Origin of the sequence: Bacteroides sp. (genome assembly GCA_036351255.1) — a bacterium.
GTDB lineage: Bacteria > Bacteroidota > Bacteroidia > Bacteroidales > UBA7960 > UBA7960.
Genome location: JAZBOS010000054.1, coordinates 17,549 through 29,221, shown reverse-complemented (window position 1 = coordinate 29,221; position 11,673 = coordinate 17,549). Strand labels below are relative to the sequence as shown.

Here is an 11,673-nt window from a genome sequence, read left to right as displayed (position 1 = left end):
TAATTTTTATTTTTTTATTCAACAAATTATTTGCTATGAAAAGAATCATTGTTCTGGCTTTTCTCGCCGTTTTCTTTATTAATACGGGTGTCGCCCAAGATTACAATACCGGAATTGGCGGTCGTGGTGGGGTTTTTAATGGTCTTACTTTCAAGCAATTCATTTCTTCCAATGATGCTTTTGAGGTGGTAGGTGCCATCCATTATGGCGGCTTGTTTATCTCAGGGATGTATCAGCGGCACACCAACGCTTTTGACGTGCCCGGACTAAACTGGTATTATGGGGCCGGAGCTTTTATTGGCTTTTACAGCGATGCTCGCCACCCCTCATGGACCGTTGCCGGTAATCATACTGGTTTAGGGGTCAACGGCGTGGTTGGCCTTGAGTACAAAATTGACGAAATCCCTGTTTCTATAGGGGTCGATATTATTCCTGCCCTGGATATTATTGATGTAACACGTTTCTGGGTCGGTGGTGGAATTACCATTCGGTATGTATTCTAAAGTTATTATTTTTTTGTCTTGGGGTTATCAGTTTGCCTGGTAACCCTTTTTCTTTTTCAGCCGGGCAAATGATTATTTTTGTAAAAAAATTACTTCATGGCGTTTAAACTGGTTTCCGATTTTCAGCCTACGGGTGATCAGCCTGAAGCGATTGCACAGCTGGTAGAAGGCCTTCAGGCGGAGATCCCTGCGCAAACCCTGTTGGGGGTGACCGGGTCTGGAAAAACCTTTACCATCGCCAATGTGGTGGAGCAGGTTCAGCGTCCCACGCTGGTACTCAGCCACAATAAGACCCTTGCTGCTCAGTTATACGGGGAGTTTAAGCAATTTTTCCCGGGAAATGCCGTGGAATATTTTGTCTCTTATTATGATTATTACCAGCCTGAGGCCTACATTCCCACTACAAATACCTATATTGAGAAGGACCTGTCTATCAACGATGAGATTGAGAAGCTGCGCTTAAGTGCTTCGAGTGCCTTGCTTTCAGGTCGTCGGGATGTGATTGTTGTCAGCTCGGTTTCGTGTATTTATGGTATTGGAAACCCGGAGGATTTTAATGAGAACATTGTACGCATCTCAAAAGGAGACGTAATAAGCCGGAACAAATTGTTGCATCAGTTGGTTACCAGCCTTTATAGCCGTACACAGGCAGATTTTAATCGTGGAAATTTCCGGGTTCAGGGTGATACAGTGGATGTATTCCCGGCTTATGCCGATGTGGCTTACCGTATTATTTTTTGGGGCGATGAGATCGAAACGCTTGAGACCATTGACCCGACAAACGGAAAAAAGATTGGGGAAATGGAGCACATGGCCATTTACCCTGCCAATATTTTTGTTACTTCCAAGGATCGTATGGAATCGGCTATAAGGCAGATCCAGGATGATCTGGTCAAACAGACAAACTTTTTCCGGGATCAGGGGCGCGAGCTGGAAGCCAAGCGGCTGGAAGACCGGGTCAACTATGACCTTGAAATGATTCGCGAGCTGGGGTATTGCCCGGGAATAGAAAACTACTCCCGTTATTTTGACGGCAGAAAGACCGGGGCCAGGCCTTTCTGCCTGCTTGATTATTTTCCTCCTGACTTCTTGATGGTCATTGACGAGAGCCACGTAACCATTCCCCAGGTTCGCGCCATGTATGGTGGTGACTTTTCGCGAAAGCAAAACCTGGTGGAATATGGCTTCAGGCTTCCAGCGGCCCTGGATAACCGTCCTTTAAAATTTGACGAATTTGAAGAGATCATGCATCAGGTGATCTTTGTAAGCGCCACCCCGGCCGAATACGAGCTGCAGAAAAGCGAAGGCGTGGTGGTCGAACAGCTGATCAGGCCCACAGGATTGCTCGAGCCGGTGATTGAAGTGAGGCCAAGCCTGAATCAGATTGATGACCTGCTTGAGGAGATCAGTCTTCGGTCAGATAAGGATGAACGGGTGTTGGTGACGACCTTAACAAAGCGCATGGCGGAAGAACTGACTAAATACCTGACAAGAGCAGGAATTAGCGCCCGTTATATCCACTCGGATGTGGATACCCTGGAAAGGGTTGAAATTCTGCGTGATCTGCGGCTTGGGAATTTTGATGTGCTGATCGGGGTTAACCTCCTTCGCGAAGGGCTCGATCTGCCTGAGGTATCCCTGGTGGCAATCCTCGATGCTGATAAGGAAGGCTTCCTGCGTTCAGAACGCTCGTTGATACAGACCTCCGGAAGGGCAGCCAGGAATATTAACAGCAAGGTGATCATGTATGCAGACAAGATCACCCGGTCTATGCGGATAACCATTGATGAGACTGACCGGAAACGGGAGAAGCAGCTGAAGTACAATCAGGAAAATGATATCACGCCAGCCCAGATTCGCCGGTCGGTAGAATCCATTCATGGCCAGACCTCTGTGGCTGGCATTGGGAAGAATGTTCAGAAGGCATACATTGAAAAGGAAACGACAGATATTGCTGCTGACCCTGTAGTTCGGTTTATGAGCAAGGAACAATTACAAAAGGCTATGATACGCACCAGGAAGGAAATGGAAAAGGCCGCCAAAGCACTTGATTTTATTGAAGCGGCCAAATTCCGTGATGAACTGTTATCACTTGAGAAACTTATGAATGAGAAATTTTATTAATACAACCTTATGGACTTTAATGAAAAAATGAACGCGAAAGCTCGTTTCCTTCATCCTCTTTTTGAACCCGATCTTCATCCGGGAAATACGTTCAGGCTTGATTTTTCAAAGGACAACAAAGATCTGCTTTCTATTGATTTTGACAATACCCTTCAACTTGATGAATATATCTTTTCACAGGTTAAAGGCAGTGGTAAACAATATGGCTACGGCGGATACATGGAAAACCGCCAGGTTTACCAGCGCAGTACCTTGTTTGCAAAGGACCGTGGTGAGTCCAGGAGTATTCATCTGGGTGTGGATATCTGGGCACCTGCCGGGCAAGACATTTTTTCGCCGCTTGATTCAAAGATTCACAGCATGCAGAACAACGCAAAATATGGAGATTACGGACCAACGATTATTCTTGAACATCAACTTGATGGCTTTATTTTCTTCACTCTTTACGGGCATTTGTCGCTAGAATCTTTAATGGGTTTGCATCCTGGCGACCGTATTGGACCCGGAACCCCATTCTGTCAGGTGGGTAATTTCCCGGTCAATGGCGACTGGCCGTCCCATTTGCACTTCCAGGTCATTACAGATATGATGGGTAATTGGGGCGATTTTCCCGGAGTTTGCCTGGCTTCCGAAAAAGAATATTATAATCAAATTTGCCCTGATCCCATTGTTTTTTTCAGGGAGCTTCCATCTTAATTCCTGGTAGTTTTTTCTTCCTTTCGGGATTACTATATATATAAAAAATTAGTATTTGTCAATACGACAAATTAGATTAAGTTTGCAGAGCATTTTTTTAACCTAAAACTTTTTGACGTGGACGTTTTTAATAAGGCAACTGCCAATTTGGGGCCCATTGGGCAATATGCAAAGAGTGTACACGGGTATTGGACTTTCCCGAAACTTGATGGTGAGATTTCCACCAGGATGAAATTCAGGGGAAAAGAGAAGCTGATCTGGAGTTTAAATAATTACCTTGGACTGGCGAATCATCCGGAGGTAAGGAAGGCTGATGCCGAGTCTGCCGCCGAATATGGGTTGGCCCTGCCGATGGGCGCCCGGATGATGTCGGGTCAATCCGACAAGCACGAACAACTGGAAAGAGAACTTGCTGCCTTTGTTGGAAAAGAAGCTGCCTACCTGTTGAATTACGGCTACCAGGGTATGGTATCCATTATTGAAGCCATGGTAGATCGCCATGATGTGATTGTATACGATTTCGAATCTCACGCCTGCATCATTGATGGGGTGCGCCTCCATTTCGGTAAACGCTTTGTTTACCCCCACAATAATATGGAGAACCTACGCAAGCAGCTTGAACGTGCTACCAAAATTACCAAGGAAACCGGGGGGGGTATCCTGGTCATCACCGAAGGAGTTTTTGGTATGTCGGGCGATCTGGGGAAACTTGATGAGATCGTTGCTATGAAGAAGGACTTCGAGTTCCGCCTCCTGGTTGATGATGCACATGGCATTGGAACCATGGGGCCAACTGGTGCTGGTACTGGCGAGTATCTTGGGGTTCAGGATGGCGTGGATATTTACTTCGGAACTTTTGCAAAATCCTTTGCTTCAATTGGTGCTTTTGTTGCATCCACTAAAGAGGTCGTCTTTTATCTGGCTTACAATATGCGCAGCCAGATCTTTGCAAAGTCCCTGCCCATGCCATTGGTCATTGGAGGCTTGAAAAGGCTTGAATTGATCAGAAACCATCCTGAATATCGTGAGAAACTCTGGACTATTTCCAATGCCCTTCAAAAAGGCTTAAAAGAGCGCGGATTTAATATTGGAAATACCCAATCACCGGTTACGCCGGTATTTCTCAGCGGTGACCCCACTGAAGGTGCTAATCTGGCTTTTGACCTAAGGGAAAACTTCAATATTTTCTGTTCTGTTGTGGGCTATCCGGTGGTACCTAAGGGGGTTATTATCATAAGGATTATTCCTACGGCTGTTCATACCCTTGAAGATGTGGAATATACCCTTGAGGCCTTCACCGAGATCAAGGCTAATCTTGATTCAGGAAAATACGGAACAGGACAGTTTGCAAATATTCAGCAATAAATAAATCTGAAAATCAGATAATACAAAAGACTGCTAAGGGAGATAGCCTTGCGGTCTTTTGTCTTTGTTGCCAATTGTGAAATAATTTTTGAGTTCAAAAAACAAGACGAAAGGAATCCTGGGAAAGAAATATCAAAATGAATCTTTCTTTCGGCTGCGGGCAGAAACAGAATTTTGTTCCTGGCATTCCTTAAGCTGACTTTCTATATTCATCAATTCAATCACTTGCCCTAGCTTTTCAGCAATGTTTTTGATCAGGAGTTTTTCATTCATATGAAAAGCGTCACGGGAACTTTTGGGTTTCTCTTCCAGATAACCAACCCTTACATGACCCAATTTCTTTTTCCGAATTTTTATGGGAGCGGTGAAATTCCACGGAGTCTCCCGGAAGTTTTTGGAAACGAATCTTTTCGACTCAAAAACGATCTCTACCCAACAATCGTGGGAAAACTTAAGTCCATTGGGAATAATCTCAAGCGAACGTTCAAATATTTCGTTATACGTAATATTTGGTACTCCACTGATATCCGATATATCAAACAGGCAATTGATCTGGCGATTTAACCCGTTGGTGTCAACCGTAAGCTGCTGCAATTTTTCTTCTATAGCCAGCTTTTCAGTCATATCAGATAGGATAATGGCAGCCCCAGGCTCCCCTTTCTGCGTGGCCTGGTAATGACACTTCAACCTGTACCAATGTATTTTATTGCCACGCACGGCCTGGACCTGATCAACAAACTTCAGCCCTTTTCGAATGCTGCCCTTTAAAGTAAGGGGATGCTGATTGCCTGATATTAGCCAGGAGGGTATTGGCTGGTGAAGGATTTTTTCTATTGGCAACCCAATTATCATAGCTGCCCTCAAATTGGCAAACAATATAAATCCTTTCTCATTCACTTGAAGGAATCCTTCATCCAAATGGTCCATCAGTTGCTGGCATTTTTGCTCGCTTTCACGAAGCGTACCATTGATCCTCTCCATTTCACCCAGATACCTTTCCAGAAGGCTGAGATACTTTTTCTTCTCACGGTTACGCAGATGGACAAAGACAAACAAAAGGCCAGTATTAATTGTAAGCATGACAAGCAGGACAAGGATCATAAAATTCTGACCATCCTCAATGGAAGGGAGCTTGATGTGACCGGTAATCAACGATATAAATAAATTAAAGGGTTCTTGAAGGATCATACCTTGAATCGGATTTGGGTTTAATTTTAGCAAAAAACCATCTTATCCCCGTATTTTAATAGAGCCGGGATCTTTTTACCAGGAAGGAAAGCAAAACCTGTTCATGTCCCTGGTTGATGTCGGCCGCTACAAAATCAATGTGGTATTGCATGCATTTCAGTTTGATCTCATTGAAGCGCGCAGCCATGCTTTTGTGGTATTGATCTTTAAATTCCATTGGATTCATTTTGACCTCTTTCCCGGTTTCCATATCAATAAATTTCACAGGGCGGTTATCAAAATCAAAATCCAGCTCTTTCGATTTTTCATATACATGAAAAAGAATCACTTCGTGCTTGTTGTGCTTAAGATGCTGAAGGGCGGAAAAAAGCTCAGGAAGTTCCGACACGTTTTCGATCATGTCAGAGAAAAGAATCACCAGTGAGCGTTTATGGATATTTTCGGCCAGGTGATGCAACAGTTCGGCCGTATTGCTTCGTTTGCTGAGGGTATGGCTGGTGGGGTTATAAAGTTTCTCGAGTTCTGAGAAAATCATTTTGTGATGCACGATGCTTGACCTTGCCGGGGTATGCAGTTCTGTTTCCTCGGCAAGGATACTTAGCCCCACCGCATCGCGCTGCTTGCGCAAAAGATAAGAAAGGGCGGCAGCACACTCCACTGAGAACCCGATTTTGGAGGGCAGCGCTTTATTATGCCCGAAAGCAGGAAAATACATGGAAGAAGAATTGTCTATCACCAATTGACAACGCAGATTGGTTTCTTCCTCAAAACGTTTTGTGAAGAGTTTTTCTGCACGGGCATATAGCTTCCAGTCAATATGCCGGGTGCTTTCTCCTGGATTGTAAATCCGGTGTTCGGCAAACTCAACTGAGAACCCATGGAAAGGACTTTTGTGAAGGCCAGTGATAAAACCTTCCACCACTTGCCTGGCCAGTAATTCGAGATTCCCGAATTTCCGGGGCAACTCCGGATCCATATTCTTAATCATATCTGCCGGATAATTTGAAGGGGTGGCGGAAAATGTCCCGGCACCCCCTTAAAAGTTCATTTTAGTCAGGTTTAAAGCAGTTTTTCCAGTTTTGCCGTAAGGACAGATTTTGGAACGGCTCCTACCTGCTTATCCACCACTTGTCCGCCTTTAAAGAACAGAATGGTGGGGATATTGCGGATGCCATATTGGGTGGCAACGCCCGGGTTGCTGTCCACATCCAGTTTGCCAACGACTGCTTTCCCGTCGTATTCCTTTCCAATCTCGGCGACAATCGGGCCTACCATTCGACAAGGACCGCACCACTCAGCCCAGAAATCAATGATAACTGGCTTATCTGATTTTAATACAATCTCTTCAAAATTGGAATCTGTAATTTCTAATGCCATGGTTAATGCTTTTTATGGATAAAAACAATTGTTACAAACCTACTATAATTTTTAAAAACTGCAAAGCCTAAAAATAAGCTGAATTGATTTTTATGGTTAAAGTTAATGTTTTGAAAATGAATGTCATACCTTTAATTCAAACGATAGGTGAGTTCATATTCATTTAACAATTCCTTCAAAAAACCAATGGGTTCTACCCTGATCTTGCGCGAAAGCAATTCAACGGAAGCAATTTCTACACGGTCAACCAATGCAATTTTCAGCTTGGATTTGCCTTTATGTTTCCTTGCTACATCCACCAGACGGGTTACCATGGTCTGGTCGATTTCGTTGACCGGGAGGTAAAGAATCAGGTCAGAGAGCGACTTTTCGGCCAGCTCCGTAAGCAAACTCATACTTTTTACCCTGACCTCCAAATGATTGGAGTTATACCTTTCCTGGATACGGGCTTTGATGTAAACGAAGGTCTGGTTTTCGAGGAAATGCTTCATTTTTAAATACTCCTCGGCAAAAAGGAATAACTGGATGGAGTCATAATAGTCTTCCACAACAAAATTCCCAAAGGGTTTGCCATTCTTTCCGGTTTTGTGAACTGCCGAGGTAATGATCCCTGCGAAGGCCACCTCTCTGTTTTTAAGCGCACTTATGTTGTGAAGGTCGCCGATATTAATATTGCAGGTGGCATCAATTTCTATGCGGAAATCATCCAGTGGATGCCCTGAAATGTACATTCCTGTCACTTCCTTTTCTTGCCTGAGCATCTCCAGTTTGCTCCACAGGGGGCAATCAGGGAGTTCAGGATCGGGGATGGTCACCTCTGCGCTTTCATCAAACAGGTTCATCTGTGAACTGTTTTCCCGTTGTGCAATCAGGTTTGAATGCCTGATGACCTTATCAATGAAAGTGGTCGTTCCGTTGTCTTCAGAGAAAAAGAACTGGGCCCGGTGGTGACCTTCAAAGCAATCGAAGGCGCCTGCCATGGCAAGTGACTCGAATACCCGCTTGTTAACCGACCGGAGATTTACCCGTTTAGCAAAATCAAAGATGTTATGATAGGGCCCATTGGCTTCGCGTTCCTCCACGATGGCTTCCACAGCACCCTCTCCAACGCCCTTGATCGCACCAAGGCCGAAGCGGATCTCCCCTTTTTTATTCACAACAAAATTGAAACGGCTTTCATTGACATCTGGCCCGAGCACTGGGATCTTCTGGCGCTGGCACTCCTCCATCATCTGGGTGATCTTTTTGATGTCGCTGAAGTTGTTGGTGAGCACCGCAGCCATATAATCGGCAGGATAATTGGCTTTCAAATAAGCTGTGCGGTAGGCCAGAACGGAATATGCGGCGGAGTGCGACCGGTTGAAGCCGTATTCGGCAAAACGGGCCATCACATCAAAGATGTTTGAGGCTTTATCTTTGTCGATGCCTTTTTTTACGGCTCCTTCAATGAAAAATCCTTTCTGGCGGTCCATCTCCTCCTTCTTCTTCTTACCCATGGCGCGTCGCAGAATATCCGCACTGCCCAGTGAGAAACCCGCCATAATCTGTGCAGCCTGCATGATCTGCTCCTGGTAAACCATAATACCGAAGGTCGGTTTCAGGATCTCTTCCAGCCAGGGATGCGGATATTCGGTTTTCTGCCGCCCATGCTTACGGTTGATGTAAGTGGGGATAAACTCCATGGGGCCCGGACGATAAAGGGCGTTCATGGCAATCAGGTCTTCAATGTTGGTGGGCTTAAGCTCCTTGAGATATTCGCGCATACCCCCCGATTCGAACTGGAACGTCCCAATGGTATCACCGCGCTGGTATAGCGCATAGGTTTTTTCATCATCCAGGGGAACATTGACAATGTCAATACTCAGGCCATGGGTTTTCTCGATGTTCTTAACTGCTTCCTTGATAACGCTCAGGGTTTTCAGCCCCAGGAAGTCCATTTTCAGCATCCCAACCGACTCCACGTATTTCCCCTCATATTGTGTCACGGGAAGGTCAGAGTCTTTCTGGGTGCTCAGTGGAAGGCAGTCCACCAGGTTAGTAGGTCCTATGATGACTCCGCAGGCATGCACTCCAGTCTGACGGTTCGATCCTTCCAGTATCAGGGCATATTTCAGGGTTTCCTGTATCAGTGGATTGGGGTCCTTCAGAGCCTGGGCCAGTTCGGGGACCTCCTTGTAGGCGTGTCTCAGGCTAACGCCCGGCCGGTCCGGCACCAGTTTGGCCAGCCGGTCGGCTTCGAGCAGGGGCAATTTGAGTACCCTGGCCACATCGCGGATAGACGACTTGGCAGCCATCGTGCCAAAGGTTACAATCTGGGCCACCTTTTCACGCCCGTATTTGTTGATTACATATTCCATTACCTTCTCTCGCCCTTCATCATCAAAGTCAATGTCGATATCAGGCATGGATATCCTTTCCGGGTTCAGGAAACGCTCAAATAGCAGGTTGTATTTAATGGGGTCTATCGCTGTAATACCCGTGCAATAGGCTACGGCAGAACCAGCAGCACTGCCCCTTCCCGGACCAACGGCTACCCCCATCTCACGCGACTGGTTAATGAAGTCCTGTACGATAAGAAAATATCCCGCAAACCCCATGCTTTTTATGATATCCAACTCGTAGTCAAGCCTTTCTTTCACCTCCTCCGACAATTCCGGGTAGAGCTTTTTCGCCCCTTCATAGGTCAAGTGTCCCAGGTATTCATCTTCACTTTCAAAGGCTTCGGGAAGCGGGAACACCGGCAGCATGATTTCTTTTGTGGTGATATCGTATTCCTTCACTTTGTCGACGACCTCCTGGGTGTTGAACAAGGCTTCTGGGACATCCTCAAACAATTCGGCCATTTCCTGGCGTGTTTTCAGGTATTCCTGGCCAGAATATTTCATGCGATTCTCATCATCGAGGTCCTTACCCGTTTGTAGACATATCAGGATATCGTGGGCGCGGGCATCCTCGGCGTTTACATAGTGTACATCATTGGCCGCTATGACCTTAACATTGTACTTTTTTGATAGCTCCAGCAGCTGCTGGTTGACGGGTTCCTGTTCCGCCAGCCCGTGGCGCTGCAATTCGAGGTAGAAGTCCTCACCGAAAATATCAAGGAACCCCCTAAGAACCTCTTCGGCTTGTTCCATTCCCTTTTCCATCAGGGCTTGGGGAATCTCTCCGCCCAGGCAGGCAGAAGATGCAATCAGGCCCTCACTGTATAATTGCAGGATCTCCTTGTCAATCCGGGGAGTATAATAAAAGCCCTCCAGAAACCCTATGGAAACCAGTCGTGAAAGGTTTTCGTATCCTTTGCGGTTTTTTGCCAGCAAAACCAGGTGAAAGCCACTGCGGTCCTCCCTGCCCCGTTTCTCCAGGCGGCTGCCATCAGCTACATATACTTCACAGCCAATAATGGGTTTAATGCCTTTTTTGCGGGCTAACTCTGAAAAAGGCAATACCCCATACATATTGCCGTGGTCGGTAATGGCAAGCGCTTTCATGCCATCGTCGGCCGCTTTTTGCAGCAGGGGCTCTATCTGCGAAGCCCCGTCAAGAATGGAATATTGTGTATGTACGTGAAGATGAGTATAATCAGGTATTTGCATGAACAGTAAATTTGAAACAATAAAAATATACAAAATCCCGGGGAAGGACGAGGATTATTTATCCACAAAAGGCATCATTTTTTTATTCTCTAGGCCTGTTAAGATTTTATTGTATCAGGATTAGTGGTGCGACGACTGAGAGGCAGAAAGATATGGGCAATAAAACTTTTTTATTTCAAAAAAAAGCCTGATATTTGCACCCCTGAAAAACACTATTGTTACAACTTAAAATTTAGTATTCAATGCCAACAAGAATCAGACTACAAAGGAAAGGTAAAAAAGGACAACCTTTTTACCACCTGGTAGTTGCGGATGGTCGTGCACCCCGAGATGGAAAGTTTATTGAAAGACTTGGCACCTACAACCCCATGACCCACCCTGCTACCATTCAAATCGACTTTGATCGCACGCTTTACTGGGTGCAGGTAGGGGCTCAACCCAGCGACACTGCCCGCAGCATTTTATCGCGCGAAGGCGTTATGCTCAAGCATCACCTGATCAAGGGTATTGCTAAGGGTGCGCTGACAGAAGAGCAGGTAGAAGAACGTTTCAATGTCTGGAAAGAAGAAAAAACGGGCAAACTGAAACAACTCTCTTCAGAGAAAGAATTGACCAAAAAAGAACAGCTTAAAAAGCGTGTGGAAGCTGAACGTAAGGTGAAGGAAGCCCGCGAAGCTGAATTGGCCAAAAGGCGTGAGAAAGACAGCCAGAAGGCTGAAGAAGTTGCCGAAGAAGCAACAGAAGAAGCCCCCGAGGCCGAAGCTCCTGAGCAGGGATCCGAAGAGCCCGCCGCTGAATAGCCTGTCTAATCATAACCTGGTAATCGA

9 protein-coding genes are annotated in these 11,673 nt (G+C 45.8%); 5 read left to right on the top strand and 4 right to left on the bottom strand.

From position 1 onward, the window contains the following. The first annotated feature begins 35 nt into the window (after positions 1–35). The 4 genes from V2I46_05300 to V2I46_05285 all read left to right on the top strand — a co-directional run bounded on the left by V2I46_05300 (position 36) and on the right by V2I46_05285 (position 4,688). Positions 36–503: a hypothetical protein gene (locus V2I46_05300; protein MEE4176908.1), complete on the top strand. Its 468-nt coding sequence runs from the start codon at positions 36–38 to the stop codon at positions 501–503. Positions 504–599: 96 nt separating this feature from the next. Beyond that, positions 600–2,627 carry an excinuclease ABC subunit UvrB gene (gene uvrB / locus V2I46_05295; GenBank protein ID MEE4176907.1) on the top strand — a complete coding sequence of 676 codons (2,028 nt, stop codon included), beginning with the start codon at positions 600–602 and terminating at the stop codon, positions 2,625–2,627. A gap of 27 nt (positions 2,628–2,654) precedes the next feature. After that, positions 2,655–3,323 carry a peptidoglycan DD-metalloendopeptidase family protein gene (locus tag V2I46_05290; GenBank protein MEE4176906.1) on the top strand — a complete coding sequence of 223 codons (669 nt, stop codon included), beginning with the start codon at positions 2,655–2,657 and terminating at the stop codon, positions 3,321–3,323. A gap of 117 nt (positions 3,324–3,440) precedes the next feature. Beyond that, a complete protein-coding gene (locus V2I46_05285; GenBank protein ID MEE4176905.1) occupies positions 3,441–4,688 on the top strand; it encodes an aminotransferase class I/II-fold pyridoxal phosphate-dependent enzyme in 1,248 nt (415 codons plus the stop codon). Between the two features lie 132 nt (positions 4,689–4,820). Here the strand turns inward: V2I46_05285 and V2I46_05280 are convergent, their stop codons facing one another. The 4 genes from V2I46_05280 to dnaE form a co-directional block, all read right to left on the bottom strand. Continuing rightward, entirely contained in the window at positions 4,821–5,876 is a 1,056-nt protein-coding gene (locus V2I46_05280; GenBank protein ID MEE4176904.1) for a PAS domain-containing protein, read from the bottom strand. A gap of 55 nt (positions 5,877–5,931) precedes the next feature. Then, entirely contained in the window at positions 5,932–6,864 is a 933-nt protein-coding gene (locus V2I46_05275) for a DUF58 domain-containing protein (GenBank protein MEE4176903.1), read from the bottom strand. A gap of 71 nt (positions 6,865–6,935) precedes the next feature. After that, positions 6,936–7,253 carry a thioredoxin gene (gene trxA, locus V2I46_05270; protein ID MEE4176902.1) on the bottom strand — a complete coding sequence of 106 codons (318 nt, stop codon included), beginning with the start codon at positions 7,251–7,253 and terminating at the stop codon, positions 6,936–6,938. A gap of 131 nt (positions 7,254–7,384) precedes the next feature. Beyond that, a complete protein-coding gene (gene dnaE, locus V2I46_05265) occupies positions 7,385–10,846 on the bottom strand; it encodes a DNA polymerase III subunit alpha (GenBank protein MEE4176901.1) in 3,462 nt (1,153 codons plus the stop codon). A gap of 242 nt (positions 10,847–11,088) precedes the next feature. Between dnaE and V2I46_05260 the strand changes: the two genes are divergently transcribed. Further along, positions 11,089–11,646 carry a 30S ribosomal protein S16 gene (locus V2I46_05260; GenBank protein ID MEE4176900.1) on the top strand — a complete coding sequence of 186 codons (558 nt, stop codon included), beginning with the start codon at positions 11,089–11,091 and terminating at the stop codon, positions 11,644–11,646. The last annotated feature ends 27 nt before the right edge of the window (positions 11,647–11,673 follow it).

Excerpts from the sequence above, each read along its gene's own strand:
- V2I46_05300 (MEE4176908.1), top strand. The coding sequence starts at position 36 with ATGAAAAGAATCATTGTTCTGGCTTTTCTCGCCGTTTTCTTTATTAAT.
- uvrB (MEE4176907.1), top strand. The coding sequence starts at position 600 with ATGGCGTTTAAACTGGTTTCCGATTTTCAGCCTACGGGTGATCAGCCT.
- V2I46_05290 (MEE4176906.1), top strand. The coding sequence starts at position 2,655 with ATGAACGCGAAAGCTCGTTTCCTTCATCCTCTTTTTGAACCCGATCTT.
- V2I46_05280 (MEE4176904.1), bottom strand. The coding sequence starts at position 5,876 with ATGATCCTTCAAGAACCCTTTAATTTATTTATATCGTTGATTACCGGT.
- V2I46_05275 (MEE4176903.1), bottom strand. The coding sequence starts at position 6,864 with ATGATTAAGAATATGGATCCGGAGTTGCCCCGGAAATTCGGGAATCTC.
- trxA (MEE4176902.1), bottom strand. The coding sequence starts at position 7,253 with ATGGCATTAGAAATTACAGATTCCAATTTTGAAGAGATTGTATTAAAA.
- dnaE (MEE4176901.1), bottom strand. The coding sequence starts at position 10,846 with ATGCAAATACCTGATTATACTCATCTTCACGTACATACACAATATTCC.
- V2I46_05260 (MEE4176900.1), top strand. The coding sequence starts at position 11,089 with ATGCCAACAAGAATCAGACTACAAAGGAAAGGTAAAAAAGGACAACCT.